A 24,058-nucleotide genomic window follows, 5' to 3' on the forward strand; every position below is an offset into this window, starting at 1 on the left:
CCCAGGGGGGTGGCTGTGGCTGTATCGAACGTCACCCCCTTGGAGGCGGCAGAGAAGGGCCTCACCAAGCTGGGGTTTGACCGGGAGCGGCTGGACCGCATCCACCGGTACCTCAAAGGCGACCATGACGGCCCGTACATGCCGCGCAATGCGTCGGAGGAGTACAAGCTCCTGGCCCGCCGCGCGGTGTCCAACTGGCTGCCCCTGCTGGTGAAGACGCCAGCGCAAGCACTGGCCGTTGAGGGCTACCGCCGCGCCGGCCAGGCCGGCGACCCGGCGGCCACGTCGGTGGAGTGGGAGGCATGGCAGGCCAACCGCATGGACGGCCGGCAGATGGCCGTACACCGGGCGGCGCTGGCCTACGGGCAAGCTTTCGTGACGATCCTGCCCGATCCGGCGGACCCTTCGCGGGCGATCATCCGCGGGGTATCGCCCCGGCTGATGTACGCCGCTTACGAGGACCCTGCCGCTGATGAAACCCCGCTGTGGGCACTCCAGTTGGAGGACCACCCGCAGGAGGGTGAGGAACAGCGGGCGTGGCTGTACGACGCGGAGGGCGTCACAGAGCTGGTGATCGGGGGCAAGGACGGCCCACGGGTGGCCGGCTTCCGAGCCCACAACCTGGGTGTGTGCCCCGTGATCCGCTTCGCTCCGGACATCGACCTGGAGGGCGTAGTCACGGGCGTGGTGGAGCCCATGATCCCGATCCAGGATCGGGTCAACCAGACCACTTTTGATCTTCTCGTGGCCCAGTCGTTCGGCTCGTTCAAGGTGCGAACCATCAGCGGCATGGCGCCGGAGTTCGAGCGTGACCCGGAAACCGGGGAGATCGTCTACGACCCCCGCACGGGCAAGCCGCGCGTGGTGCCCATCCAGGCGGACGCGTCGCGCTTCCTGGTGGCTCCCGACCCGGACACGAAGTTTCAACAGCTCGATGAAACCCCGCTGGCGGGATTCCTTGAGGCGATTGAGGCCGCCGTCCGCGCGCTGGCCGCCGTGAGCCAGACCCCACCCCACTACCTCCTTGGCTCCCTGATCAACCTGTCCGCGGAGGCACTGGCCGCCGCAGAAGCGGCACTGACCCGGGCCGTGGACGAGTACAAGCACGTGTTCGGCGAATCCTGGGAACTGGTCCTCCGCCTGTGCGGACGGATTGCCGGCGTGGACGAGGACAACAAGGCACAAGTCCTGTGGAAGGACGCCGAATCTCGCTCGCTGTCCCAGACCGTGGATGCGCTGGGCAAGGCCGTGCAGATGCTGAACGTACCGGCCCGCGCGCTGTGGTCCCGCATTCCCGGCGCCACTGCCACCGACGTGGAGCAATGGGCGCAGATGCAAGAAGACGATGACCCAGCCCTCCGCCTGGCTGACTCGCTGACCCGCGCCAGTGCACCGGCCCCGGCGCCGGCCCTGCCCGATGGGGAGGAGCCGGCCAACGATGCCGCAGCAGCGTGAGCTATCGCGGCTCCTTGAAGATCACCAGCGCGTCCAGGCTCGCATCGGCGCGGGAGTCTCTGCCCAGGCCCTGGCGGCGTGGTCGCGAGTCTCGCCCACGTCGCTGACCGCATCGGCTACCGCGTGGCTGGCTTCCATCCTGACCGTGATCCGCCGGGAGCGGACACGATCGCGGGAGGCCGCCGCATCGGTCTACCGACTGCACCGGGCCATTGAGACCGGATACACCCTGCCCCCGCTGGCCGGCGACGGCGCCGGCGACAGTGTGACGCTCGGGGAGCTGCGGGAGGACTGGGCGCAGTACACGGACGGCCCGCATGCGGAGCGGCCCGACGATGGGAAGGCCGTCCAGGTCGAGGAGATCGAATGGCCGGAGGAGGACACCGCCGGCCAGGACGCGGCGGCCCAAACGTCGCTGGTCGTCACGGGCCCAGTCCGCGCCCATCAGGGCATCGGACGGGTGTCCGGTGGTGACCAGCGCGGCCGGCTGGATGACGCGGACTTCCTGGAGGAGCTGGAGAGCGTCATGGGTGACGCCGGCACCAGTTCGGCCGGGGCCGCGGACCGCGAAGCGCTGCGGGGTGGGCGGGACTTGCTCCGCGATGCCTCCCGCGCGGACCCGCGGGTGATCGGCTGGGCACGCGTCACGGATGGTGACCCGTGCTCCTGGTGCGCGATGTTGGCCAGTCGCGGAGCGGTCTACCGCTCACGCGAGATCGCCGGCATCCGGGGCCGAACGGGACGCGGAATAGCGCCTGTTGAAGATCCGGAAGACCTCCAGAAGTACCACGATCAATGCCATTGCCAAACGGTCCCGGTCTACTCGCGGACCGCCTTCCTCCCGGACTCCTCCGCGCAGTACGCGCAGGACTGGCGCCGGGTGACGCAGGGGCTTGCAGGCGCTGAAGCCCGCGCCGCATGGCGCCGGCACATCGACAGCCAACGTCGCGAACGTCGCCGCACTACCTGACCACTTCGTTTCAGCCTGTCCAGGTGACGGGCTGCCTGGCCCCAGGAGGCATTCCCTTGGATGAGCAGAACGCGCCCTCTGCCGAGACGGACGAGACGCCGGAACATGTTCCGGACCCCACGGCGGAAGACGCCGGCCCGGCCCAGGAGCCGGCCACGGAAAGCCCGGAGGGCGAGTCCGAGCGGGACGAGGCCGGACTTCCGGACTGGGCACGCACTGAGCTGGCCGGCGTCCGCAAGGAGGCCGCCAAGTACCGCGTGGCCGCCAAGGAACTGCGGGAGTCGCTGGCGAAGGCCAAGAGCCCGGAGGACTTCGCGGCAGCCACAGCGCGGGTGGCGGAGCTGGAGACTGATCTCCACCGTGAGCGCCTGGCCCGCACGTACCGGCTCCCGGACGTGCTGGCGGCCCGCGTCACCGGCGAGACCGAAGAGGCCCGGGAGGCGGACGCCAAGGCGCTGGCAGAGGCATTCCACACGCGGGCGGTCGGTCTGGGGCGTGGCGGTCTGGACCCCAGCGAGAAGACCACACCGAAGGACCCGGCCGCTCTGGCGGGACTGATCCCGCGCCGCCGGCGCTGAGTCGGAACTGTCCAAAATTATTCACTTGCGGATGACGAACTTTCAGGAACCCCTTCGCCTGAAATGAAATCCGCTACAAAGTAAGCTTCATCGGCTTGCGGGGTAAATTCGTTGCGCTCTGACTCGGACATGGGGCGCGCAATTGCAACTCTATCGGCGACGCGAACCGCAACGTACTCAGTGCCGGGAACATGAACGACGTATTCGCTTTCCCCTGGCTTCTCGTTGACTCGCTGTGAAAGCTGTTCGATCACGTGTCCCCTGTGGTCCCGCGTGAGTGCTCGGATCTTCTGGGCGGCATTATCTGCGAAGATGAGCTTCGCCTTCGTCATGGGGTCAGCTCCTCAGCGTCTGTGACTTCCTTCAGGTCTAGCTGTATCTCCCCAATTCGGATAGATTGCCGAGCCGCCGCGGCTTTGACGGAGAATCCGCTACCCCCGGGGAAGTCTATGCGCCCCTCGATGCGGTAGTAGAAAGCGGATGTTATGAAAAGGAAAGCGCCGATCGTCAGGATCAAGCCGATCGCGGTGCTATCTAGGCTGAGGAAGAAGCCCGCTATCGCTACAGCGATTAGGATGAGCCCAGCTGCTGCTAGTGGCATGTATAGCTTCGCCATGTCGTTTCCCAACTGGCGTTTAGGCGTGCACCTACCTCAATTCTGCTCCCGTACGCGCGGACTGTCGAGCTGAAACCTTGAGGCTGCATGGCATCGCAGCTGCCTGCAACGTGACACGTCGCTGAGTGGACGTCGTGGCCGCTCAGTTACCTGGGCCAAGCTTTCAGGTCTTGATGGATCACCACTTCTAAAACTTTCAGTGCAGCCCCTTGACTGGGGCTTTTTCTATGCCCTAGGGGGACGCCGCAATGGCGAATCGTTTTCTCAAGCCTGAAGTCATCGCATCCGCGGCCCTGGGTCTGCTGGAGCGGGATCTTGTCCTCACGTCCATGGTGTGGACGGACGGTGACTTCAACTTTGTTGGTGCCAAGAACGACACCGTGACCATCCGCATCCCGGCCCGGCTCAAGGCCCGTGAATACGGCTGGCGCAATGATCGGTCTGAGGCCATCGTCATGGATGAGCTGCACGAAGACCGGATAGACGTCAGCCTCCACAAGGACATTTACAGCGCGGTCCCGGTGACGGACGAGGAACTGACGCTGGATATCGCGGACTTCGGGGAAAAGATCCTCGCGCCGCAGACCCGCGCAATTGCGGAGGCCGTGGACGACAACGTGGCCGCGCTGATCGAGAACGCGCCCTACCGCACGACCCTGCCCCTGGACGGCCGTGATCCGTACGTGTCGGTGGTCGCAGCCCGCAAGACCCTGAACCGCTCCTTCGTTCCAAAGGGTGGCCGGTTCCTCTTGGTGGGCTCCGATGTGGAGGAGAAGATCCTTCTCTCCGAGCGGTTCAACCGGATGGATTCCACCGGTGAGGGTGCGGCGGTCTCCGCTCTCCAGGAGGCCACCGTGGGCCGGATCGCTGGCTTCACCGTGGTGACCAGTGAGGCGATCGACCCGGAGAGCGCCTATGCCTTCGTGCCGTCCGCCTTCGCGGTCGCTACCCGGGCCCCGGCGATCCCGGACGGTGCCGCCTTCGGGGCGTCCCAGGCATACCAGGGCCTGGCCATGCGCTGGATCAGGGACTACGACTCTGCGCGTCTGCGTGACCGGTCCGTGGTCAACATCTTCGGTGGGTTCAACGTGATGCGCGATCCCGTCGGGGATGAGCGCCCGGACGGGACGCGGGAGAAGGCCCTTGTTCGTGCGGTGAAGCTGGACCTCAACGCCACCGCGCCGGCCCCGTCCCCGGCTCCGCGCCGGACCGCGAAGTAAGGCGGCCTCATGACACAGCCGCTGGCCAGCGTGGAGGAACTGACCGCCCGCTTGGGCTACCGGCTGGATGACGAAGAGCGCGTCATGGCGGAGGCCGCCCTTGCGGATATCTCCGCCATGGTGCGGGCCTACGGCTTGCCGTGGCCAGACCCGGCCACAGCGCCGGCGGTGGTCGTGGCGGTGGTGTTGGCAGTCGCTGAGCGCCGCGTCCGGAACCCCGAGGGGTACCGGGCGGAGAGCCAGGGCGGCTATCAGTATCAGATGCCGGCCACTGCCCCCACGGGAGTGGAGCTGACGCCCGTGGAGGTCCAGCTCATCCGTGCACAGGCCGGCATCGGCGGCCTGTACTCCGTCCAGGTGGAGCGTCATGGGGGCGTCCTGTGAGCCTCCTGGACCGGGGCCCGGAGGTGGTCACGGTCTACCCGGCCGTAAGCGCCGCTGACGGCTACGGAGGCACCCAGCCCGGCCCTGGGGAGCCCATCCTCCTTCGCGCCCGTGTGATGCCCGCAGGCAGCGACGAGGCCACAGAGAACGGCTACCTGACCGGCACGAGCTACCGCGTCTACGCCCGCACGCTGCCCGCCGGCCCCTGGTCACGGGTGGAGTGGCGCGGCCAGACCTGGGCCGTGGTCGGGGAGGTGGAGCGGTTCGGCGGAACACGCCGCACCGCCTTTGACGTAGCGACGATCCGAAGGAGGGGGACAGCCCATGGCGAGCGTGGACCCGAATCTTGATCGCATCGTGGCTCACCTGCCCCAGGTCAAGGCGGAGATCAACCGAGAACTCAGCCAGCGGGCCACACGGGTCCGCGCCGTGGTGAACGCACACCGGGACACCGGCGATCTGGCCGGCTCCCTGGACGTGGAGACCTCCACGGTGGACTCCACGGTGAGCATTGCTGACCCGGCCGTGGTCTCGATCAACTACGGGCATTGGACCCCCGAAGGCACCACCTACGTGGAGGGCATCCACGCCATTGAGGCGGGCCTGACATGAATGGTGTTCCCGTCCTGCCGGACGTGGACGCCCTGGTGGTCGATGCCCTGCGCGCCGGCCTCAAGGATGCCACGGTGCATGTGCTGTGGCCGGACGACTGGGTGGAGGCTCTGCCGCTGGTGGTGGCCCGCCGGGTTGCCGGCGCGGCCGTCGATCCGGTGGGCCTGGACGCCGCGGTGATCTCGGTCCAGTGCGCGGCCCCCAGCCGGCGCGACGCTTCCGCCCTGGCTCGCACTGCGCGGGCTGTCCTCCTAAACGCTTGCCGTGCCCAATTTGCAGGGACGGACGGTTACTTGAGCCACGGTGAAGACGTGGCAGGGCCCTTCGAGATCCGCACGGGCAACCCGACGCCGGGCCCGGACTTCTTCCGCTTCCAGGCGACTTACCGCGTGACCGCGCGGCCTCTCTGACCCCCAAATTCCCTTGCTTTGGCGCCGCCTTGCGGCTGCCTTGCTGTGCCCTGATGGAGGCTCACCTGTGGCCATGATTGACGACGCTGCCATTGTGGCTGGCTCCGGCTACATCTTCTTCGCTGACCCCGATACTCCTAAGCCCGCTCGAATTATCGATCCGCTGAAGCCGGGCCCGGAGTGGACGAACATTGGCCACACCAGCCGGGACGATCTCCCGGAATTCGGCCGTGACGGTGACGACCCGGAAGCGCTGGGGAGTTGGCAGAATGCCAAGCTGCGGATGACCACCCCGGATATCACGTACACCGTGACGTTCCAGGCTCTCCAGGCCACCGCGGATACGTACCGGTTCTATTTCGGTGCGGGGGAGGACGCCATCCAGCCGGATGGGTCTATCCGTATCCCGGCCACGCCGATTCCACAGATTCAGTCCCTGTTGGTCATCCTCGTGGACGGAAAGAAGTTCGTCCCCCTGTGGCACCCGCGGGTGAGCCTCCTGGGCTCCGACTCCATCGAAATGGCCACGGATGAGTTCGTGGTCTTCCCGATCACCGGCACGTTCCTGAGTTCTTCCCTCATTGACAACGCAATTGGCGAGTGGGCCCAGATCCTCCCGAAGCCGGGAACCAAGAGCCCGGCCTCCGCCGATTCCCGGCCGGTGTCCTTCATCAAGGACTGAGCCGGCTTGTCCTCAAACCACCATCAAATAGGGGGAGTTCTCAATGAGTGCCATTCTGTCGTGCGCTGACCTCATGGCGGAGGCCCAGAGCGAATACGCCGCGCTTCCGATACAGACCCGGGCCGGGAACACGGTCCAGCTCCGCAATCTTCTGATGCTGTCCCGAGAGGGCCTGAAGACGGCCCGCGTTCTCCTGGAGGCATTCGAGAAGAACGCCAACAACCTGGAGGAGCTGGAGCCCCAGCTCCGGGACCTCTTCCTAGTGATCGCAGATGACCCCAAGGCCATGGCTGACGAAATGAAGGGCTGGCCGCTCGGGATGTACGTCCGCGTTGTGAACCTGTGGCAGGAGGCGACCCAGGCCCCGGAAGCGCCGGACTCGGACAGCTAATTCACAACGGCCACGGAGGGCCCCTGAGAGCTGACCTACAACGCTATTACGGCCTGGACTTGGCCGATATCTGGCGCGGCACTCTCGCCCCGCGGCGTGTGTGGAATCTGTCCGAGCACCTACCCGAAGACGCCGCGCTTGCGGCCTCACTGGCGGGCGGCCCCGAACACCGAGGCTGGACCCTTCAGACCTATCTCCTGGCGCACTTGCTCAATTCCGTGCGCTTCGCGGATGCCAACAACGTGCGGGTGAACGGCGGAAAGCTGAAAAGCGATCCCAAACCCGTGCAGACGCCGCAGCTAAAAACCGAGCGACCTGCGCTGAATCTCTCGCGCCATCCGCTGGCCCAGCCATTGCCAGACAAGTACATACGGGGGTGACCATTCATGGCCGGACCCGGGGGGCGGGAAGTCGGCCGGCTCGCCATTCGCGTACTGCCGGCCACCGACGGCTTTGCAGCCCGTACACAGACCTTCTTGGACCGGATCGAGGCAAGGGCTCAGGTCAAGGTCTCTGTTCTGCCGGACGTTTCGCGGTTCGCGCCGGAGCTGCGGGCGGACCTGGACCGCACGAAGCGAACGATCAAGGGCGTTCGAGTTCCGGTCACACCGGATATGACGCGCTTCGCGGCAGATCTGCGCCGCGGGCTGGCCATGGTCAAGGCAAAAGTCTTGGTTCGCCTGGCGATTGCACCAGGCGAAGTCACGAGACTTCGCGCAGAGCTGGCCGGCATTCGTCCGCGCCCGGTGGTCACGGTAGATGTCCAGGCTGACCGATCAGGGCTCAACAGGCTGGGTGCTTCCCTATCGAACCTAGGTGGTTCAGGGGCCGGTCTGGGATCGCTGATGGGCAGCCTGGGCCAGCTCACTTCCGTGGCCTCCGCGGTCCCGGCTGTGGTCAGCCTGTTGTCCTCCCTGGCACAGATGGCGCCAGCCGCTGGCATCGCGGCTCCGGCCCTCCTGGCTGTCGGTGCCGCCGGAGCGGCAATCAAGATCGGCATGAGCGGCGTGGCCGCAGCGCTGAAGGGCGACGCGGACGCCATGGCCAAGTTGGCGCCCTCTGCCCGCGCGTTCGTCGCAGAGGTGCAAGCCCTCAAGCCGGCTTGGCAGGGCCTCCAGACCTCCGTACAGGGAGCCCTGTTCAAGGGCCTGGGCGACGACCTGGCCCGGACCGCTTCATCCGTGCTGCCCGTTCTTCGAACTGGCCTCACCGGAGCGGCTGGGGCTCTCAACCAGATGGCGGCCGGCGCCATGAACGCGGTCAAGACGCTGGCCAGCAACGGGACGTTGGGGCAGGCCCTGAGCGGGGCCACGGCGGGCCTGCGGAATCTCTCGGGTCTCCCGGCGGTCCTCATCAAGGGACTGACCCAGATTGGGGCCGCAGCCGCCCCCGCATTTCAGCGGCTGACAGCCTCTGCCGGCACTGCCCTGCAATCGCTGTCCCAGAAGATGACCGGGGCGTTCAACTCCGGCGCCATGCAAGCGACCATCGAACACGCCCTAGCCATGGTGCGAACCCTGTTCGGCACCCTGGCAAATATCGGTACGACCCTGGGGAACGTCTTTGGGCCGGCAGCGGCAGCCGGCGCGGGATTTCTGGGGGTGCTCTCCCAGATAGCCGCGACGGCCGCGCGAGTTACGGCGACGCCGCAGGCGCAGGCCACATTCACGGCGCTTTTCCAGACGCTTTCGGCGCTGGGTGGCGTAATCTCCGGAACGCTCGGGGCTGCCCTTCGGGCTGTCATGCCGCTACTGAATTCTCTGGTGGCAAACCTTGCCGGGCCGATTCAGACTTTGGCGGCCACGGTCGGGCCAATTCTTGCCCGGCTCGCCGCGCAATTGGGTACGGCGCTGGGGCCTGTTGTCTCTTCCCTTTCGTCTGCGCTCGGTTCTATTCTGCCGATTATTGGTCAACTGGTCGGGCAATTGGCTGGAGCTTTGGGGCCCGTACTTATCCGGGTGGGCGCACTAATTGGCCAACTCGTAAATACCCTAATGGGTGCACTGAAGCCAATTCTCGCCCAGCTCCCGGCAATTATCGGACCTATTCTTTCGATTGCCAGTCAACTTCTGGGGATCATCTTCAAGATCGCCGGGCAGTTGATTGCGGCACTCGCGCCGGCCCTGGCCACCATCGGTGGCGCTCTGGGGCAATTGATGAAGGCGCTTGGTCCGCTGGTCACGGCTCTGGGATCTGCATTGATGGGCGCCCTAAAGGCGCTCATGCCCGTGATCACTCCGATTATTTCCATCATCGGTAAACTGGCGGGAATTCTCGCTGGTCTTTTGGCGTCTCAGATCAAGAATATCGTGGTGCCAGCGATCCACCTAATTACCAACCTGCTGCGCGGTGACTTCTCCGGAGCCATACAATCCGCGAAGCAATTGCTTACGGGAATCAAAGACCACTTCGGGACGATCTTCAAGGCGATCGGTCAAATCGTCCTCTTGGGGATCGGTAAGATCCTCCCGCTTTTCGCTCGGCTAGCGCTCCAGGCTCCTGGCTTCATTCTGAGAATGGGGCCAAAGTTGTTCGCATTTGCCGGAGCGGCCATGCAGCAAATGGGCGCCTCGCTTCGTGCTCACGCGCCGCAAATCATGGCCTTTTTCGCCAGCATCCCTGGTAGGGCTTTGAGGGCTTTGGGTAATCTCGGAGGCTATTTGGTCAACGCTGGGCGGCAGCTCCTGGGCGGTTTCATCAGCGGTATTACCTCCAGGATTTCTGGAGTGAAGAACACACTCCAGAACCTGACGCACAGCCTGACCTCCTGGAAGGGCCCGCCATCTGTGGACCGCCGCATCCTGACGCCCAATGGCCGTCTGGTGATGCAGGGCTTCATGTCCGGTATCTCTGATCAAGTTCCGCTCTTGCGGCGCCAGTTGGGCGGGATCACCGACAACTTTTCCATGTGGGTCGGAGGGTCCGCGGCGATGGGACCGGAACATGTTCCGGTCCGTTCGGGCCTGGGCGTTGTGGGCCCGGCGGGTGGTGGCGCTTCGGTGCAGATCGAGAACTTCCACGCGGGCGGTATCTCGCCCCAGCAAGTTGCCCGCGAATTGGAATGGCGCATGAAGGCACGGGGGTGACGTGGACGACCTGATTACCCGGGATGGCCAAATGCAGTGGGGCGGCCTCCTGTTGGGAGAAACGACTTCCTACGTGGGGGTGCAGCTCACCGGCTGGGATGACCTGCCGGACATAGAGAATGGGACCGTGGCCATGCCTACCCAACACGGGGCATGGCCCGGCCCGCTCCTGGCTGGCATCCGGACTCTTACGTGGGACTTCCGTATCCTGCCGGCCCGCCGTCAGGACTTCCCCCTCCTCCTGGACCAACTCCGCCGGGTCACCGGCATTCGCCAGGAGGAGCAACCCCTTGTGATCCAACTCGCCGGCACCCGGCGGTTGATCTGGGCCCGCATCACGAAGCGCGCCCTCCCCGCGGATCAGAAGTACACCCGCGGAGAGCCCACCGGCTCCCTGGTGTGGGAAGCCTCCGACCCCCGGCGCTACGAAGTGACCCAGCGCGTGGCAAGGACGACGCTCCCGCGGGCGGAACGGGGTCTTGAATGGCGCTGACCTGGCCCCTGGACTGGGACGCCACCAAGGCAGGGGACGGGTGGCTGGAGGTGGAGAACGCCGGGGAAGCCGCTTCTCACCCCGTTGTGGTGTTCCACGGCCCCCTCAAGTTCCCCGCGCTCATCGATGAGGAGGGCGGCCGGGCCCTGGAGTACGCCGTGGCCCTGGGCCCAGACGACACGCTCACGGTCGATTGCGCGGCCGGAACGGCTGTCCTCAACGGGAGCGTTTCCCGACTCGATACCGCTACGGCCCGCAGTGCGCCGGAGCGGACATTCACCTTGGAGCCGGGCCTGACCCGGTTCCGCTTCAGCGCGGAGCGCGGTCACTACGACCCCCGCGCATCTGTCTCGATCCTTTGGCGCTCTGCCTTTTGGTAAGGAGAAACACCTTGACGGTACGTAGTGGCTGGCTGGTCACCCGCTCCGAGTGCGGGGCCGGCCAGAGCCGGGAGGACACGCGGCTGGTCCCCGTGGGCACCATGACGCCCACCGGCGAGATGACCACACGCGGCGGCGTGATCCCGGGAGGCGACCCGTTCGCCCTGGCCCGTGTCAGCGATATGCAGGCGGCCATCGGGACGGGACGGGCGATCGTCCAGGGCCGGGCCGGACAGGGGGCCTACCCCGTGGCAGTCACAGCCCCGGAGGTTCTGGCCTTCGCGGATGGCGACTACCAGCACCCCCGCATTGATGCCGTGGTACTTCGCGTCCTCGACGCGCAGTACGACGCCGCGGGATACGACGTGGCCCGCCTGGAGGTCATCCAGGGCACCGCCTCCGCCCACCCCGTGGCGCCCGTCGTGGCCGGCACCGCGGAACTTCTGTATGAGGTGACGATCCCTGCTGGCGCCTCCCAGTGGACCGGCGGCCTGGACTGGGCCACCGCCGTTACCGACCGGCGCCGGAGCACAGCCTCTGTCGGTGGCATCAACCCGCCCGGCTGGTCCGATAGCTGGTCCGGCGCTTATGTGGGTCAGTACCGCGACAGCGCCGGCGGCCTGGAGCGCTGGGACGGTTCCGCCTGGACGCCGTACCCCTCCCCGGAGGCGGCTGTGGCTTGGGTGCCCGTCGCCCTGGCGGAGGGCTACAACAACGACGGCAACAACGCCGGCCCCCTGCGCTACCGGCGCATCACGATCGCTGGTGTCCCTCACATGCAGTGGCGAGGTGGCATCAGCTGGACCAAGAAGGGTCACCCGCCCAACGACGGTGTGGTTCTGGCGAAGCCCCTACCGGACGGCTTCCAGCCCCAGCGTTACAGCCCCGTTGCTGCGGCTGCCGGCGGCGTCCCGATGAAGATCGATTTCACCACGACGGGACAGGTACGGCTGATCGTCCCGGAGGGCGTGACCACCTGGGCGGCCTTCACCGGGATCACGTACCCGCTGGACAAGTAGAGGAGGTGGAGGGTGCCGGAACATGTTCCGGACCTACCGTTCCGCCTCCTGTTCACGGACCTGGGAACGGACCGGCTCCTGGACGCCTTGCCCGTCAAGGGGCTGAAGTTTGACGACTACATAGGCAAGGCCGGATCACTGGCGGGAACCATCCCGATCCCGGACCGCTCCATGTCCGCCCGCGTGCAACAGGCCATCCAGCCCGGCCGCACGGCGGTATGGGTGGAGCGGGGCCGCGAACTGTGGTGGGGCGGAATCGTCTGGACGCTGACACCCCAGACAGACGACCACGGATTTGTCACCGCAGATCTTCAGGCGGCTACCTGGGACAGCTACCTGGACCACCGCATCATCTACGACCGACAGACCGCCACTCACCTTGATCAACTGGCCATCGCGCGCCAGCTCGTGGAGTACACCCAGATGCAGCCAGGTGGAGACCTGGGGATCGTCATGGACCCGGCGCAAACCTCTGGCGTACGCCGGACACGCAAGGTGGGCGGCGACGAAGTACCGAAGGTCCGCGAAGCCCTGGACGACCTGGCCAAGGTGGACAACGGCTTTGAGTGGCGGATCAGGGTCTCCCGCTCAGAGGCCGGCGCACGCACCAAGTCCTTGCAGCTCGGATACCCGGTGATCCGTACCGGGCAGCGCCCGTTGATGCTGACCTATCCGGGCAATGTCCTGGCCTACTCGTGGCCGCAGGACGCCACCCAGGTGGCAACCGTGTGGCAGTCGCGCGGGGCCACCACCAACCGCAACCAGGCCGCTGCCAGCACGCCGCTTCTGTCGGAACGACTTGAGGCCGCGGAGGAGCTGGCGGCCGGCTGGCCCCGGCTGGATGGCAGCAGCGACTACAACACCGTGCGCGACGCCAAGACGCTCAACGAACACGCCCGCGCGGACCTGGACGCCGCGCGGCAGCCGGTCACCATCCCCACCCTGCGCGTACGGCTGGATGACCAGATCGCCCCCGACCTGATCGGGGCAACCGTGCGCCTGCGCATCGCGGACACCTGGCACTACGAGGGACTGGACGCCTCGTACCGGGTGGTGGGTTGGCAGGCAACGCCGGCCGAACGCGGAGCCGGCGCCAGCTTGGAACTGTATTTGGAGGCGAACAGTGGCCCACGTGCCGCAGGACATAACGGATCGACTCAAGCGGGTGGAGCGGCAGCTTAAGGACCTGACCAGTGCCGCGAACAAGGCGCCGGCCCTGGACGAGATCCAGCGCGGTGACGTGGTGATCGGCGAAGGCGGCCAGCTCCGAGCCGAAACCCCGGACGGTAAGCGAGTGCTGGCAGTTGGGCAGACCCCCCGGGAAGACTGGGGCACCGTCCTTGGCCGGCAGGACGGCACGCAGGCTCTCGCGGTGGGGGTGGATCGCACCGCACATGACGCCCAGATGATCCGGCTGTTCAGCCGGAGCGGTGAGGCCATCGTCATGGACGATCCCTGGGCGGACGGCTACCTGGGCCGGCCGGCCCTGCCCATCCCGTGGCAGCCCACTCCGGGATGGTCCACCGCGAGTAAGGCCAAGGGCGGAGTCGTCAGTTGGTACGCAGCCACCCGCGTCCAGTGCCCGGTCCTCCACCTCGTCACGGAGACGTACGCGCCAGCAGGGGCTACCGCGAGCGTGGTCTTGGAGTGCTCCACCGGCGACGGTTACGAGGAGTGGGAGACCTGGACGGCTGTTGGCGGCAGAGCCGGCGCGTGGACCACACACACCGTGACCCGACCCATGCACGGGATCAGCCACTTCACCGATACCACCTGGCGCATGCGCCATCGCGTCAGCAAGGGCGCCGGCCGGATCACCACTCACGTGATCGGTGCTTACCAGCGCAACACCCTGGCCAAGGACGAGGTGCCGAAGGCGCCGGTGGAGAAGGGAGAGGGCGGTGAGCCCGAGTGACCAGGACGGGGACCGACTGGAGGTGACGATCTCTGCGCGGGAGATCTATGACCAGGTGACGGGCGCGCGCCACGACCTCCGCGACATGCGTCAGGACCTGGAGGCGGTGATCCACACCCAGGAGGCGCAAGGCAATCGCGTGGATCGGCTGGAGCGGTGGATGGCGGCCCTGCCCCTGACGCTGCTGGGCACGCTCGGGGCGCTGTACCTGGCGGCCACCAAGGGCGCTTAACAGAAACGGAGTATGGATGTTCGAGACAACACGGGCCTGGCTGCGGGCCAACCCTGTGCGGGTGCACGCGGCCATTGCGGCCTTGGTTGGTTGGCTTAGCCACCAGTACCCGCAGATCAACGCAGCCATCGGCAGTAAGGAACTGGTGGCGGTCCTGATGGGACTGGTCACGCTGGCACTGGGTGAGGCCGCCTCTCGGAAGGTGGCGGCCTCCAAGGCTCACGCGAAGACCTATGACGGCAAGATCATTGAATGATCAATGGCCCGGACTGATCGGACTCAACTCCGGTCAGTCCGGGCCATTTTCATGTTCAAGCAAAAACGGAATTCCCCCGTACGGGTAATGCCGGTGGTAATCTGCGCCTGTCTGTATTCAACGGAAGGCACCCCCCATGAGTGACAACAACGCGGCGATCTTGGCTGCCCTGGAAACCGCATGGGAGGTCATCCAGGGTCGGCATCCGGACCTGCCGGACGTGACGGTCACCACCGGTGCGGCTGTCACAAAGGACGGGTTGAGATGGAGCTTGCGCGACAGCGTGGCCGCTCAGGAGGTCACGGCCGTGGTCTCGACGGAGCCGCCGGAGCTTCGCCTGTCCGGCGAGACACTGCAAGCGGGGCCCAAGGCGGTTCTTACTGCCATCCTCCATCAGGCCACCCACGCCCAATGTGCCCTGCGTGGAATCCGGGACTGCACCAACCGGTACAAGTGGCATAACCGCAAGTTCCGCGAAGCTGCATTGGAATTCGGTCTTGCCTGGCCAGAGGGGATGGCTCGGGATCTGAAGCGGGGGTTCTCGGACGTTCGCTTGACCAAGGAAACGCAAGACACGTACGCACCCCTACTCGATGCCCTGGACGGCGCGCTCAAGACATGGAAGCGCACGGCGAAGAAGGCCGCAGCCGCAGCGCCGAAGGCCGCAGGGCGTACGGACTCCCGCCTGGGCCTGACGTGCGGGTGTGGGCGCAAGATGTACATGGCCAAGACCAGTTATGCCCAGGGTGGCGTCACCTGCGACGTGTGCGGGGAGAAGTTCGAGGTTCGCTAGACGGGCAAAACACAACCCGTACGGAGTTGTGTTGTGTTACGGTTTCCTTGCTCGGTCACCGGAGAAGGCAAGACTCCGGTGGCGGCACTCCAGTACGGCACGAAGACCAGCACCCAGGAGGGGGCCAACATGGCAGCCAAGGAGACAAGCACCACCAAGCAAGGGCCGGCCAAGAGCACCAAGAAGACGGCGGAGCGGCGTGCGCCGGCCAAGCCTGCACAGGGCAAGGTCACGGCCCGCCCTTCGGCCGACGCGGCGAAGAACGCGGAGATGCGCGAGTGGGCTAAGTCGGTCGGTTACGAGAACGTTGGCTCTGGCCGGGTTCGGGCGGAGATCCGAGAGGCGTTCGAGAAGGCCCAAATGGCGTCGCCGGCGCCTGCCCCGTCTCTTACGGCAGACGAGATCACCGCGCGCATGGCGAAGAAGGCTGCGGAGAACAAGGACGCTGCGGACAAGGCAGTGGCACTGTCCCGCCGCGCGGTTGAGGGAACGATTGTCGGCGGTCCTACCCCGACTGCTCTCAAGGCCCTGGAGGACCCGAAGGTCTCCGAGATCTACAACGCAGCCAAGCCCTTGGTGGCGGAGTACAACAGCGTGGAGGGCCGGGCCACGGAATTGCTCCGGGAGATCTCCCACAAGCTCATGGACCTGCGGAGCCTGTTCAAGGACGACAACGGCCGCATTGACTGGAACGGTGGCTCCGCGGCGTACCGGGCGGTGGCTGATGCCCTCCTGAGGGAGGCCGGTATCCCCGCCGACAGTGAGGGCAGTACTCGGCGGGCCATCGGTCACCACATCGAGGACCGTAAGCGGGAGCGCATCCCGGCGAAGGAGCACGACTACTACGGGGTGCAGGCCCTGACGCGGGGACAACGCCAGGGGCTTGCCCAGAAGCAGGCTAAGGCCCTGGTAGAGGTGGACAAGGGCGCGAAGGACGTTAAGAAGGCCAAGGGCACGGCAGACGGAGCCCAGATGGTGGTCCTTGCCCGCAAGATCGACGCCGGTATTTCGGCCTACCACGAGGCACAGCTTGTGGCCCTGAGCCCGGCCCAGCGCAAGACGTTCCGCCAGACGCTGGAGGAGACCCGCGCGAAGGCGGACGCCCTCCTGGCCAAGCTCCAGGAACTCGAAGCGCCCGCCACCGGCGACGCTACCGCCTGACCGTTCTGCAGAGCGCTCAACAAGCCCCCGCTCCATACCTGGAGCGGGGGCTTTGCTCTGCCTGATCGGCCGCCGCGTAACCCCTCCCAGACAACTCCCCCGGAAGCCACAAGCGGCCTTAGAAGGCCCTGTAGTAGGGGAGTTGGGCATTGGGAGCCCTTAGCACCATCACGCGCAGCGGAAGCCGTTTCTACGTCGATAGTGACTCGGGTGCCAAGGCCCCGGGCGTGACCTCCATTCTGTCGATGCAGCCGAAGCCGTTCCTCCAGTTCTGGGCGGCCAAGGAAGTGGCCACGGCGGCCGTGACCAACCTCGGTGCCCTGGTGGGCCTGGCCATGCAGGACCCGGCCGGCGCGGTGGATTACCTCAAGGGTGCCCCGCGGCGGATCACCAAGGAGGCCGCGGAGACCGGCACCGCCGCCCATGACCTCTTCGAGCGACTTGCGCGGGGCCAGAACCCTGGCCGTGTCCACCCCGAACTTGAGCCTTTCGTAAGGCACTTCCGGGAGTTTCTGGAGACGGTGAAACCCCGCTTCATCTACATCGAGGATGCCGTATGGAGTGACAGCCATAACTACGCGGGTTCTTTCGATGCGATCTGCGAAATCGCGGGGGAAGTCGTGATGCTGGACTTCAAGACGACCCGTTCCGGCGTGCATGAGGACGTGGCCCTCCAGCTTGCTGCGTACAGCAATGCGGACCGCATCGTCCGCGCTGACACTGGCGCATCTGAGCCCCTGCCGGTCATCGACGCGGCGGCCGTTCTCCACGTCCGCCCAGAGGGCTGGAAGCTCGTTCCCGTCCGCCACGCCCCGGAGCTGTTCGACGTGTTCTTGAACCTCCGGGCGGTCTTCGACTGGGACCGGGAGATCAAGCGCGGAGTGATCGGCCGGCCGGTCGCCTCCGGCGGTGAGGCAGAGACGGGCAGCCAGCGCCGCAAGTAGCTGGCCTGGGGGCCGTAACGGCCCCCAGACAACGACACCGAGAGCCAAGGCCCCGGGCTGGCTGTTCATACGCCCCCGGGGCCTTGCGCTGCCCACACCGTCAAGCGAATTCAAGTGAGGCCGCGTGTCCCTGCGCATTTTCGAGACCGACCCCAACGCCCTGCCGAAGACCTTCAGCTCCGACTTCGTGGGCCGCTTCCGTGCCGGTCAGCTCCTGAACAACCGGCCTGTGGCCCTGCCCGCTTGGCGGATCACTACCGGAGATCCGGAAGTGGCCGATGCCGTGGCCGGCCTGTATGGAGGCACCCCGCAGGAGTGGGAGACCACCAAGGAAGACAACCGTGAAGTACTGACCAACGCGGACAGCGTGCGCGTCATCGTGGAGGGGGCGGAGGCAGTCTCCTCCCGCATGGCCCTGTACGGCATGCAGGGCGTCATCCATGCCTGCGATGGCGTCGCGTTCCTGGAGCCGGAGGAGGACCGCGGGAAGCCGTGCGGCTGCCCGAGCGACTTCAAGGAGCGCCGAGCCCTGGCGAAGAGTGGCCGGGGCCCGAAGCCGGATATCCGGATCAGCTACCGCCTGGCTGACGCTCCCTCCCTGGGAGTCTTCCGGCTGGTGACCTCCTCCTGGGACTTCACCCGGTCTCTGCCGGCCACCCTTACCGCGCTGGACAAGGTGCAGGGGCCGGCCCTGTGTGACCTGTACCTGGAGCTGGTGGAGTTCACGACAACCGCCGGCGTGGACGTGACCTATCGCCACCCTCTCCTCAAGGTCCGCGGGCCTGCCCCGGCCAACGTGGAGGCGGCGCTCCCTTCGCTGAAGAAGTCCCTTGAAGAGCCCCCGTTTTAGTCACGGGCCGTCACGTCCACAGCTGGACGACTGCAACATCCCGTAACCGCGCTCAGTATGAGGAGAGTTCGCTTGAGCAAGAGAGGTCATATCCACGACTTCACCGGGGCGCCCATCGTCGCGGGGGACACCATCGTCTACGCGACGAGGCAGGCCAATCGAGTCCGCATGACGGAGGCCGTGGTCATCAAGCCCACGTCCGCGATCATCGGCGGGCGGGTCGTGCCCCTGCTCAAGGTGAAGCCCACCGGGCAGGAATCTGGGTTCGTCCGCCGGCGGAGTTTCCGGGTAGAGACGATTGCGGCTGAACACGTCGCGGTCACGATCCCTGGTGACGACCTTTAAAACCCCGACCACATCGGCCCCGTCATGACTGTGACGGGGCCCTGTCGTGGCCGGAACATGTTCCGGCCTCAAGGAGTGACAGAGCTGATGGCACGCACCATCGCAGTAGACGCGGACCGGGTGTACCGCGCCGTGATCGTGAAGACCTACGCGGCCACCGCTGACCAGCCGGAGCGCACATGCCGGCACGCGGAAGGGCCGTACGACACAGCGGCCGTCGCACGCCGGCGGACCACGCTCTGGAAGAACTTGGCCCAGGAGCAACGAGGTTGGGGCCCTTCCCACGTTGACGCCCATGTGGAGAGCGCCGTTCTCGTCTGGGAGCGGATGGTGTGAGCAACCCGAACAAATCCCGCGGCACAGCCTGGGAGACGGCCATAGTCCGGTACCTCAACGAGGTCTTGGGTATCCCGCTGGCGGAGAGCGGGGCCCCAAAGTTCGGGGCGCGTCACCTGATGCCGATCAGTCGCAAGGTGCAGACCGGTCAGCACGACACAGGTGATATCGACGCGTACCCGTTCGTCCTGGAGGCCAAGGACGAGAAATCGCACCGCTTCTCGGCCTACGTGGAGCAAGCCAACCGAGAGGCCGCTAACGCTGAAGTTCCCTACGGGGCCGCCGTGGTCAAACGCCGCGGGAAGAACGTTCGTCATGGCTACGTCGTGATGGACCTGGAAACTTTCGGCCGGCTGCTCAAGGACGGCCGGCGCGGATAGATCCCCAAGCGGGCGTGTAACCGGTCCCAGACAACGGTCTGGACCGGTGCACGCCCGTTTTTGCGTTGGAGGGGATTTTGAAAAGTCTCGCGGAGTTCCTGGGCCGTTTCCCACAGGTTGTGGAGGAGCGCGGGGAGTATGGCGTCCAGTGCCCGGCTCACGAGGACAGCCGCCCCTCCCTGTGGTTCCGGCTCAAGGAGGACGGGAGCCTCCTGGTCAATTGCTGGGTGTGCCAGGACCGGGCCAAGGTGCTGGCGGCGCTGGGCTGGAGCGCGGCAGACCTGTACGACTGGGCGCCCGGGGAGGGCGTCACGGTCTCCTCCAAGCCCGTGCCGGGAGACCTCACTCCTGGGCACATCGCGAGCCTGGCCACCTACGTGGACACCACGAACCTGGCCCTCCTGGGGGAGAGCGACGAGGCCGCGCAGGCGCGGGCGTACGTCTGGCAGCGATTCGGCCTCGACGCGGAAAAGGCCGCGGACCTGGGCCTGGGCTTGGACGCCCTGGGCGTGGACGAGGTATTCCCGCACCGGTCGCCGGCCTACCAGCGCTATCCCCGTCTCACGGTCCCGCTCGTGGACTTCCACGGCGTCCCCAAAGGACTCCAGGGCCGTGACCTGACGGGCGACTGTCCAGCACGGTGGGTCAGCCTGTCCAACCCGGACGGAGCCGAGTGGGGCAAGTACGGCGTCCTGCGTGCCAGCAACACCGGCCCCGTGTTCATCACGGAAGGCCCCGGCGACGGGCTGACGGCCGTTGCCGCGGACTATGACGCCGTGCCCATCCGGGGCGCCACCCTGGCCGGCAATGAGGGGCTGGTGGAGGAGCTGGCGGCCGGCCTGGGGGACAGGGAGGTGATCCTTGCCGGCGACCATGACGCCGGCGGCGCCGGCTTTAACACCACACTCGCTGACGCCCTCACCCGAGCCGGCCTCGTGGTCCGCCTTCTGGAGATAGCCCACCAGGGGGACGACCTGACCGACTGGCGCGCCCGGGACACCGACGCCTTCCCAGTCGTGCTGCGGACGGCCGTCCGGCGCGCCGCTGTGCACGTCGTAGACGTGGCGACCGGGGAGCCGGAACATGTTCCGGACCGCACCACAGAGACAGCAAGCCCCCCGCTGCCCCTCACAGACCTGGGCAACGCGGAGCGCCTGTACCGCCAACTGGGCGGCCACATACGGATGGTGCCGGGAGTCGGGGTGCTGAAGTGGACCGGCCGGCACTGGCGGACCGTTCCACAAGAGGCCCTGTATGCAGATGTGCGGGCCGTGATCCACGCCATGCCCCAGGAGAAGGGGCAAGACCCGGAGCGGCTGGCAAAGCACGTCCACCAGAGCCAGAACGCCAGCCGGGTCAAGGCCATGGTGGACATGCTGGCGTCCATCCCCGGCGTCTACGCCGACCTGACCGAATTCGACGCCTTCCCCCACTTGCTGGCGTTCCGCAATGCGGTGATTGACCTGCGCAACGGCGCAATGCGCGAGCACGCGCCGCAGGACATGAACACCTACTTCGTGAACCTGGACTACGACGCGAACGCCCAGGCGCCGCGTTGGGAGCGCTTCCTTGCGGAGTGCCACCCCACCAGCCCACAGGCACCGGACTTCCTTCGCATGTTGACCGGCTACGGCATCACGGGCCACGCCGTGGAGCGGATCTTTGTGATGCACGTCGGGGAGACCACGAACGGGAAGACGACGTTCACGGACAGCCTGGAGAACGTGTTCCGGGAGCTGATCAAGAGGGCGGACCCTTCGTTGTTCGAACGCCGGCGGGAGAGCGGCGGGCCCCGGGCCGACATTGTGGGCCTTCGCGGAAAGCGGCTGGTCCTCTCCAGCGAGTGGCCGGCCGGCATGAAACTGGACCAAGCCCTGATGAAGTCGCTGACCGGCGACCAGTCAATAACGGCCCGTGGCGTCTACGCCCGGTCGGAGATCACGTTCCGGCCCACGGCTCTGGTCCAGGTGGATACGAATTACCCGCCGGATGTGGATGCGACGGATGCCGCATTGTGGCAGCGCGTTCGCGTCGTGCCGTGGCTGGCCGACTTCCGCGGGCGGGAGGACCGGCACCTCAAGTCGGCACTCGCCCAGGAGAGCGCCGGGATAGCCGCATGGGCGGTGCGGGGGGCCATCGAGTGGTACGCCCAGTACAAGGCCGGCAAGGGCCTGACCTTCCCGAAAGCCGTGGACAAGGCCACTGCCAGATACCGCGACGCCTCCCACCCCCTGAGTGGGTTCATCGAGGCGGGCGGAGACGAATTCGAAGTGGTGGAAGGGGAGTTCACGCCCCGGACGGAGGTCTGGGAGCGCTACCGGATGTGGTGCGAAGACTCCGGCATCCGACACCCCATGACCAAACCGAAGGTGTACGCGGCCGTGCGCGCCTTCCCTGGCGTGGCTGAAGGGGCCGGCAGTGGCGTGCACAGAGGCGTGAGGGGGTTTCGCGACCTGCGCGACTGCCGGGCCGTGAAACCGGCCCCAGACAACACCGGTGCAGACATCTTCGGTCAGCCGAAGTAAGACGCGACACCACCGAAAGAGGGGGTCGGCCTGCGGGCCGGCCCCCTTTTCGCATGCCGCGACACAGGCCGGCCGCCATGGCGGCCGGCGGCTGGCCCCGTACCGGGGAGAGAACTTGCGCACCTACCGCCACCACATAGCCGGCACGGAGACCACCATCCACGCCGTGGAGACCCAGGAGGACGGGCAAGAGGCCGTCCAGTGGCTCAAGCGCCACAACCCGCGGTCCCTGGCGCTGGACACCGAGACCTCTGGGCTGAACATCTACAGCCCAGACCACCAGCTCCGGACAGTCCAGTTCGGCACCGGTGACACAGCCTGGGTCATCCCTGTGGAACGCGGCCCCTACTTCCAGGCCCTGGCGCGTGAAGTCGTCATCAAGGCCCCAGAGCTGTTGATCCACAATGCGGCCTATGACCTCCTGGTACTGGATCGCCACGGCATCGCGCCTCTGGAGGAACTAGCGCCGAAGGTCGTAGACACCAAGATCCTGGCTCACCTGTGTGACTCCCGGCAGGACTATGAGGGCGGAGTGGGAATCAGCCTCAAGCCCCTGGCCGCCCACTACGTGGACCAGACCGCCCCAGACACACAGGCCGGCCTGAAGAGCGCGTTCCGCGCCTACGGCCTCACAGAACACACGGGATGGTCTGGAATCCCGTATGAGGACGAGACCTACCAGCGATACGCGGGACTGGACGTACTGATCACCTTCCGCCTTCATCCAAAGCTGAATGCGGAGATGCACCGGCTGACCATCCCGGATCGACTCGTGGAGTTCGAACACCGCTTGATGGCGATATGCGCGCGAATGCAGCGCACTGGAATGCGCCTGGACGTGGAGTACACCCGCGGCCTCGTGGACCGCCTGGAGCGGGACGCCGAACACCACGCCCGCCGTGCCGCCCGCTATGGGGTGCAGAACGTCAACAGCACCGCGCAAGTAGCCAGTGCTCTGGTGGGGATGGGGGAGACGCTAACGGAGGTCACGGCATCGGGTGCCCTTCGCGTGGACAAGGCCGTTCTCCTGGACCTGGCGGACCTTGACGACCAATGGAACCCACGCGCCAGCCGGCGGCCAAACCCGTTGGCTGACGCGGTTCTCCACGCCAAGCGGGCTTCGCGCTGGCGCACGTCGTACGCACTGGCCATGCTGGAAGGGCGCGACGCCAACGACCGAGTACACCCCAGTATCAACACGCTCGGAGCCCGCACCGCACGCGCCAGCGTCTCCGGCCCGCCGTTGCAGCAGCTCCCCTCCAGGGACTGGACGATCCGCCGCGCGATCATCGCTGGGTCAGGACATGCGTACTTCTCCGTAGATCAGTCCAGTGTGGAACTCGTGGTGCTGGCGGCCCTGTCTCAGGAGCCGCGTATGTGCACCGCGATCAAGGAGGGCCGTAACCTCCACGACTTCACAGCGATGCTGATGTTTGGCGATCAATTCACCAAGGCTCAGCGCAATTTGGCCAAGGTGGCAGGTCTCGGCACGAGCTACCAGGGCGGGCCGGCCGCCCTGGCCCGGCAGACCGGCCTACCGGTGGCCGTCATGCGGGACACCCTGTACCGGTACGCGCGGGCCTACCCAGGTATCAAGCGATGGGCTCGCGCCATGCAGCGTCACGCGCTCGCCAATGGATGCGAGGTGCGCACCCCTTCGGGGCGCCGGCTCGTGCTGGACCGCGACAAGGTGTTCCGCGTCGTTGCGTATCTGTGCCAGTCCACCGCCCGGGACACCATGGGGCAGGCTCTTTTGGACCTGGACGACAAGGGGCTGAGTGCCCACCTCAACCTCTGGGTGCACGATGAGGTGCTAGGTACAGCGCCGACGGCGGACGCTGCTGGTATCGCAAATGAAGTTGCGGAAACAGTGCGGATGTCGCTGTTCGGTGTCCCGATCGACGCGGGAGCAGACGTGTACGGGCCCACATGGGCGGGTGGGTACGGTCTGCCTGAGGAGTGGCGAGTTCCGGCAGGCAAGACCGATGCGGTCAGCGCCAAGCTCGTCTGAGCTGAGCCAGCGCC

At 66.4% G+C, this 24,058-nt stretch carries 29 protein-coding genes; 27 read left to right on the forward strand and 2 right to left on the reverse strand.

The window, feature by feature from the left end; genetic code table 11:
* The first annotated feature begins 15 nt into the window (after positions 1-15).
* From ACFWJW_RS00615 to ACFWJW_RS00625, 3 genes are read left to right on the forward strand one after another with little or no spacing between them, the layout of a single operon-like run.
* Positions 16-1,455, forward strand: coding sequence for a phage portal protein (locus ACFWJW_RS00615; protein ID WP_387232783.1), 1,440 nt, complete (start codon positions 16-18; stop codon positions 1,453-1,455).
* Positions 1,439-2,425, forward strand: coding sequence for a hypothetical protein (locus ACFWJW_RS00620; protein WP_387232786.1), 987 nt, complete (start codon positions 1,439-1,441; stop codon positions 2,423-2,425). Before ACFWJW_RS00615 ends, ACFWJW_RS00620 begins: the two co-directional genes overlap by 17 nt.
* A gap of 56 nt (positions 2,426-2,481) precedes the next feature.
* Complete coding sequence (locus ACFWJW_RS00625) at positions 2,482-3,003, forward strand: hypothetical protein (protein ID WP_387232789.1); 522 nt, start codon at positions 2,482-2,484, stop codon at positions 3,001-3,003.
* Positions 3,004-3,020: 17 nt separating this feature from the next.
* On the opposite strand, the gene ACFWJW_RS00630 is transcribed toward ACFWJW_RS00625, so the two are convergent.
* Positions 3,021-3,335 (reverse strand): hypothetical protein, encoded by a 315-nt coding sequence (locus ACFWJW_RS00630; RefSeq protein ID WP_387232792.1) that lies wholly within the window; start codon positions 3,333-3,335, stop codon positions 3,021-3,023.
* The gene (locus ACFWJW_RS00635; protein ID WP_387232795.1) at positions 3,332-3,619 is read right to left on the reverse strand and encodes a hypothetical protein; all 288 of its coding nucleotides are present in this window, start codon (positions 3,617-3,619) and stop codon (positions 3,332-3,334) included. Before ACFWJW_RS00635 ends, ACFWJW_RS00630 begins: the two co-directional genes overlap by 4 nt.
* 248 nt (positions 3,620-3,867) lie before the next feature.
* Here ACFWJW_RS00635 and ACFWJW_RS00640 point away from each other — a divergent pair, with 248 nt between their 5' ends.
* The 24 genes from ACFWJW_RS00640 (at position 3,868) to ACFWJW_RS00755 (ending at position 24,044) form a co-directional block, all read left to right on the forward strand.
* Positions 3,868-4,839, forward strand: a complete 972-nt coding sequence (locus ACFWJW_RS00640) for a P22 phage major capsid protein family protein (RefSeq protein ID WP_387232798.1) — start codon at positions 3,868-3,870, stop codon at positions 4,837-4,839.
* A gap of 9 nt (positions 4,840-4,848) precedes the next feature.
* Positions 4,849-5,223, forward strand: a complete 375-nt coding sequence (locus ACFWJW_RS00645; RefSeq protein ID WP_387232800.1) for a hypothetical protein — start codon at positions 4,849-4,851, stop codon at positions 5,221-5,223.
* Between the two features lie 324 nt (positions 5,224-5,547).
* Positions 5,548-5,835: a DUF5403 family protein gene (locus ACFWJW_RS00650; protein WP_387232803.1), complete on the forward strand. Its 288-nt coding sequence runs from the start codon at positions 5,548-5,550 to the stop codon at positions 5,833-5,835.
* Complete coding sequence (locus ACFWJW_RS00655) at positions 5,832-6,245, forward strand: hypothetical protein (protein ID WP_387232806.1); 414 nt, start codon at positions 5,832-5,834, stop codon at positions 6,243-6,245. Before ACFWJW_RS00650 ends, ACFWJW_RS00655 begins: the two co-directional genes overlap by 4 nt.
* A 73-nt stretch (positions 6,246-6,318) precedes the next feature.
* Entirely contained in the window at positions 6,319-6,927 is a 609-nt protein-coding gene (locus ACFWJW_RS00660) for a hypothetical protein (RefSeq protein ID WP_387233425.1), read from the forward strand.
* Positions 6,928-6,970: 43 nt separating this feature from the next.
* Entirely contained in the window at positions 6,971-7,318 is a 348-nt protein-coding gene (locus ACFWJW_RS00665) for a phage tail assembly protein (protein ID WP_030981225.1), read from the forward strand.
* 59 nt (positions 7,319-7,377) lie between these two features.
* Positions 7,378-7,698: a hypothetical protein gene (locus ACFWJW_RS00670; RefSeq protein ID WP_144044192.1), complete on the forward strand. Its 321-nt coding sequence runs from the start codon at positions 7,378-7,380 to the stop codon at positions 7,696-7,698.
* Between the two features lie 6 nt (positions 7,699-7,704).
* Complete coding sequence (locus ACFWJW_RS00675; protein WP_387232810.1) at positions 7,705-10,404, forward strand: hypothetical protein; 2,700 nt, start codon at positions 7,705-7,707, stop codon at positions 10,402-10,404.
* Between the two features lies 1 nt (position 10,405).
* Positions 10,406-10,897 carry a hypothetical protein gene (locus ACFWJW_RS00680; RefSeq protein ID WP_387232813.1) on the forward strand — a complete coding sequence of 164 codons (492 nt, stop codon included), beginning with the start codon at positions 10,406-10,408 and terminating at the stop codon, positions 10,895-10,897.
* A complete protein-coding gene (locus ACFWJW_RS00685) occupies positions 10,888-11,277 on the forward strand; it encodes a phage distal tail protein (protein WP_387232815.1) in 390 nt (129 codons plus the stop codon). The genes ACFWJW_RS00680 and ACFWJW_RS00685 overlap by 10 nt, the downstream gene beginning before the upstream one ends.
* An 11-nt stretch (positions 11,278-11,288) precedes the next feature.
* Positions 11,289-12,296 carry a hypothetical protein gene (locus ACFWJW_RS00690; protein ID WP_387232818.1) on the forward strand — a complete coding sequence of 336 codons (1,008 nt, stop codon included), beginning with the start codon at positions 11,289-11,291 and terminating at the stop codon, positions 12,294-12,296.
* Positions 12,297-12,308: 12 nt separating this feature from the next.
* Positions 12,309-13,478: a hypothetical protein gene (locus ACFWJW_RS00695; protein WP_387232821.1), complete on the forward strand. Its 1,170-nt coding sequence runs from the start codon at positions 12,309-12,311 to the stop codon at positions 13,476-13,478.
* On the forward strand, positions 13,462-14,211 hold the full coding sequence (locus tag ACFWJW_RS00700; RefSeq protein WP_387232823.1) for a hypothetical protein: 750 nt from the start codon (positions 13,462-13,464) through the stop codon (positions 14,209-14,211). Before ACFWJW_RS00695 ends, ACFWJW_RS00700 begins: the two co-directional genes overlap by 17 nt.
* Positions 14,198-14,443, forward strand: a complete 246-nt coding sequence (locus ACFWJW_RS00705) for a hypothetical protein (protein WP_387232826.1) — start codon at positions 14,198-14,200, stop codon at positions 14,441-14,443. Before ACFWJW_RS00700 ends, ACFWJW_RS00705 begins: the two co-directional genes overlap by 14 nt.
* 16 nt (positions 14,444-14,459) lie before the next feature.
* A complete protein-coding gene (locus ACFWJW_RS00710) occupies positions 14,460-14,699 on the forward strand; it encodes a hypothetical protein (protein ID WP_387232829.1) in 240 nt (79 codons plus the stop codon).
* A gap of 136 nt (positions 14,700-14,835) precedes the next feature.
* Positions 14,836-15,492, forward strand: coding sequence for a hypothetical protein (locus ACFWJW_RS00715; RefSeq protein WP_387232832.1), 657 nt, complete (start codon positions 14,836-14,838; stop codon positions 15,490-15,492).
* 129 nt (positions 15,493-15,621) lie between these two features.
* On the forward strand, positions 15,622-16,653 hold the full coding sequence (locus ACFWJW_RS00720; protein WP_387232835.1) for a hypothetical protein: 1,032 nt from the start codon (positions 15,622-15,624) through the stop codon (positions 16,651-16,653).
* A gap of 245 nt (positions 16,654-16,898) precedes the next feature.
* Positions 16,899-17,597: a hypothetical protein gene (locus tag ACFWJW_RS00725; RefSeq protein WP_387232838.1), complete on the forward strand. Its 699-nt coding sequence runs from the start codon at positions 16,899-16,901 to the stop codon at positions 17,595-17,597.
* 124 nt (positions 17,598-17,721) lie between these two features.
* Positions 17,722-18,447, forward strand: coding sequence for a hypothetical protein (locus ACFWJW_RS00730; RefSeq protein ID WP_387232841.1), 726 nt, complete (start codon positions 17,722-17,724; stop codon positions 18,445-18,447).
* A 72-nt stretch (positions 18,448-18,519) separates the two neighbouring features.
* Positions 18,520-18,792 (forward strand): hypothetical protein, encoded by a 273-nt coding sequence (locus ACFWJW_RS00735; protein ID WP_387232844.1) that lies wholly within the window; start codon positions 18,520-18,522, stop codon positions 18,790-18,792.
* An 87-nt stretch (positions 18,793-18,879) separates the two neighbouring features.
* Positions 18,880-19,128 (forward strand): hypothetical protein, encoded by a 249-nt coding sequence (locus ACFWJW_RS00740; RefSeq protein ID WP_328386325.1) that lies wholly within the window; start codon positions 18,880-18,882, stop codon positions 19,126-19,128.
* Positions 19,125-19,508 (forward strand): hypothetical protein, encoded by a 384-nt coding sequence (locus ACFWJW_RS00745; RefSeq protein ID WP_328386326.1) that lies wholly within the window; start codon positions 19,125-19,127, stop codon positions 19,506-19,508. Before ACFWJW_RS00740 ends, ACFWJW_RS00745 begins: the two co-directional genes overlap by 4 nt.
* A gap of 248 nt (positions 19,509-19,756) precedes the next feature.
* Positions 19,757-22,033, forward strand: a complete 2,277-nt coding sequence (locus ACFWJW_RS00750) for a phage/plasmid primase, P4 family (protein ID WP_387232849.1) — start codon at positions 19,757-19,759, stop codon at positions 22,031-22,033.
* 166 nt (positions 22,034-22,199) lie between these two features.
* Positions 22,200-24,044 (forward strand): DNA polymerase, encoded by a 1,845-nt coding sequence (locus ACFWJW_RS00755; protein WP_387232852.1) that lies wholly within the window; start codon positions 22,200-22,202, stop codon positions 24,042-24,044.
* The last annotated feature ends 14 nt before the right edge of the window (positions 24,045-24,058 follow it).

This window comes from Streptomyces sp. NPDC127097 (assembly GCF_042724075.1).
Taxonomy (GTDB): Bacteria; Actinomycetota; Actinomycetes; order Streptomycetales; family Streptomycetaceae; genus Streptomyces.

Bases quoted from the DNA above. Each gene is read 5' to 3' on its own strand.
- ACFWJW_RS00655 (WP_387232806.1), top strand. From the start codon at position 5,832: ATGAATGGTGTTCCCGTCCTGCCGGACGTGGACGCCCTGGTGGTCGAT.
- ACFWJW_RS00710 (WP_387232829.1), top strand. From the start codon at position 14,460: ATGTTCGAGACAACACGGGCCTGGCTGCGGGCCAACCCTGTGCGGGTG.
- ACFWJW_RS00630 (WP_387232792.1), bottom strand. From the start codon at position 3,335: ATGACGAAGGCGAAGCTCATCTTCGCAGATAATGCCGCCCAGAAGATC.
- ACFWJW_RS00715 (WP_387232832.1), top strand. From the start codon at position 14,836: ATGAGTGACAACAACGCGGCGATCTTGGCTGCCCTGGAAACCGCATGG.
- ACFWJW_RS00640 (WP_387232798.1), top strand. From the start codon at position 3,868: ATGGCGAATCGTTTTCTCAAGCCTGAAGTCATCGCATCCGCGGCCCTG.
- ACFWJW_RS00740 (WP_328386325.1), top strand. From the start codon at position 18,880: ATGGCACGCACCATCGCAGTAGACGCGGACCGGGTGTACCGCGCCGTG.
- ACFWJW_RS00685 (WP_387232815.1), top strand. From the start codon at position 10,888: ATGGCGCTGACCTGGCCCCTGGACTGGGACGCCACCAAGGCAGGGGAC.
- ACFWJW_RS00725 (WP_387232838.1), top strand. From the start codon at position 16,899: ATGCAGCCGAAGCCGTTCCTCCAGTTCTGGGCGGCCAAGGAAGTGGCC.
- ACFWJW_RS00635 (WP_387232795.1), bottom strand. From the start codon at position 3,619: ATGGCGAAGCTATACATGCCACTAGCAGCAGCTGGGCTCATCCTAATC.
- ACFWJW_RS00650 (WP_387232803.1), top strand. From the start codon at position 5,548: ATGGCGAGCGTGGACCCGAATCTTGATCGCATCGTGGCTCACCTGCCC.
- ACFWJW_RS00675 (WP_387232810.1), top strand. From the start codon at position 7,705: ATGGCCGGACCCGGGGGGCGGGAAGTCGGCCGGCTCGCCATTCGCGTA.
- ACFWJW_RS00660 (WP_387233425.1), top strand. From the start codon at position 6,319: ATGATTGACGACGCTGCCATTGTGGCTGGCTCCGGCTACATCTTCTTC.
- ACFWJW_RS00645 (WP_387232800.1), top strand. From the start codon at position 4,849: ATGACACAGCCGCTGGCCAGCGTGGAGGAACTGACCGCCCGCTTGGGC.
- ACFWJW_RS00620 (WP_387232786.1), top strand. From the start codon at position 1,439: ATGCCGCAGCAGCGTGAGCTATCGCGGCTCCTTGAAGATCACCAGCGC.
- ACFWJW_RS00665 (WP_030981225.1), top strand. From the start codon at position 6,971: ATGAGTGCCATTCTGTCGTGCGCTGACCTCATGGCGGAGGCCCAGAGC.
- ACFWJW_RS00720 (WP_387232835.1), top strand. From the start codon at position 15,622: ATGGCAGCCAAGGAGACAAGCACCACCAAGCAAGGGCCGGCCAAGAGC.